This window comes from Psychrobacter sp. JCM 18903, assembly GCF_000586475.1.
Taxonomy (GTDB): domain Bacteria; phylum Pseudomonadota; class Gammaproteobacteria; order Pseudomonadales; family Moraxellaceae; genus Psychrobacter.
The window spans coordinates 1-1,818 of sequence record NZ_BAWJ01000051.1; the positions used below are offsets into that span (position 1 = coordinate 1).

At 32.6% G+C, this 1,818-nt stretch carries 3 protein-coding genes; all 3 read right to left on the reverse strand.

The features are described 5' to 3' along the window. Positions 1-351: hypothetical protein (locus TT12_RS14960; RefSeq protein ID WP_207804115.1), on the reverse strand; the 351-nt coding region annotated here is incomplete at its 3' end. A 127-nt stretch (positions 352-478) separates the two neighbouring features. After that, positions 479-850 (reverse strand): Shedu anti-phage system protein SduA domain-containing protein, encoded by a 372-nt coding sequence (locus tag TT12_RS18000; protein ID WP_243443764.1) that lies wholly within the window; start codon positions 848-850, stop codon positions 479-481. Beyond that, positions 742-1,632: a Shedu immune nuclease family protein gene (locus tag TT12_RS14965; protein WP_243443763.1), complete on the reverse strand. Its 891-nt coding sequence runs from the start codon at positions 1,630-1,632 to the stop codon at positions 742-744. The genes TT12_RS18000 and TT12_RS14965 overlap by 109 nt, the downstream gene beginning before the upstream one ends. Between the last annotated feature and the right edge of the window lie 186 nt (positions 1,633-1,818).

The following is a 1,818-nucleotide window of genomic DNA, read 5'->3' on the forward strand; positions in this document are numbered from 1 at the left end:
GGTTAAAGTATCATTAAATGTTTTTAGCTCAAAATTTGTCCTCATACCCTCTTGCCAATTATTCCATGTTTTCTTACACACTCGATTAGATATACGTAAATAGACTTGCTCATTACAAAGATCCATATAGTTATATATCTCATTATTAACAGCATCTATTTCAACAAGACCAATATCTTCATTAATCAGTGCTTTATATGGTATACGCTGAATTATATCGCGATATTCTTTATTAATTGAATCTTCGAATATCACTCTTTGCTGTGTATTACTTCGAAAAATTTGCACAAAAGCAATAATAACACCAAAAGCAGTGACATACGGAGCTAAAGAGGCATACTTAATTAGCAACTCAGTAATGATAATTTACTCCTAGCTCATGCATAATTTCTTATCGATAAATTCAAATATTAAATAATAGTGATTTTGCCACTCATTTCAATTCTCAATGACAAAACAACCTAATAGTCACATTTTCTTAGCTTTGATTATGAACTACAATAAATCTAGCACGTTCATATAACTCATCGAAAGTTATTATTTCTGGGCTAGATATATTCTTTCTAAACAGTTCAAACGACCTAAGCTTATCCTTATTGACACCTTTTTCTGTTATAAACTCACTCATATTACCAATCACAAGATAAGCCTTGGATTGGTAGTTATATATTTCTTCTCCAGTAGGATTGCCAAATTTATCATCTATACTAATCTTATTAAAAAGGCTATCAATAGCGGAAGCTACTGTTCCTTGTACTTGAGATATTGCACCTGCCAACTCTTTCGATGGAGCAAAACACCCTGACCTATAGGGCGTAGATTCAAGTAGCTGAGTTTCATGTGTTTTAATTTCAACAAAGCATAGGTTAGATATGATACCTCTAGTTTCATAAGAGCATCGACACGCTTACCATGCATATTAACATTATGACCTTGTACTACCTGTTCTAACTTTTTATCATTTAGCCCCTCTAGAAAGATATATCCTAGACCATAACCAAAAATCCAAGAATTTTTTTCAAAGTACTTTTGCCAAAGCCCTTCATTATGAGTTTTTTTTATTCCTTTGATTTTATTAAAATAGTTTGCGTCGTTTAATAGCTTTTCATAGACATCGAGTTGCTTTTTTCGGTATGCAACTGCAACAATATCCTCTTTTGTGACTTCTGACCTTAAGACCTCAGCAAATAGCTCTTGATTATCGTGCAAAATACGCTTTGTTTGAGCATTCGATAGTAAAACCTTATTCAACTCTTCATCTGTAATTTTGATTCGTGAAGGTTTATCTAAATCAACTGATTGAATATTCCGAATAAATTCTAGAAGTTTGCCAATTTCGTCTCCGACGAAGGAAAAACTAGCATTGTGAGGATTATCGGTTGCAACAGTATAGCCCTGTATATTTAATAAAAATAAGCCTCTTGTATCTTCTATAAATTTTGCTGTTATATAAGATTTTGCATTTTCCTTGTGACGAAGAACCACTTCATCTTTAACTCTGGCAAAGGCATATGAATGGGGCGAATCAATTATTTTAGAAGCTATACGTACGTTTCTATCAGAATGACCAAAAGCTTTAAGTCTGGGACTTATATATGTTTTCCCAGTTTCTGGGTTCTGATAATCATCCATTTTCCACTGGTCCCTGAATACTTAATAAAAGTTAGCAATTATTATTCTGTAAATCTAGCACTAATTTCACATTATAAATAGATCTCTAACTATGAAGTTATTAGAAAAAGTGAAATAAATGTATTTTACTCACTAAAACCCAGCCAAAAGAAAACCCCCTTACACAAAGTGCAAGGGGGTTACTTT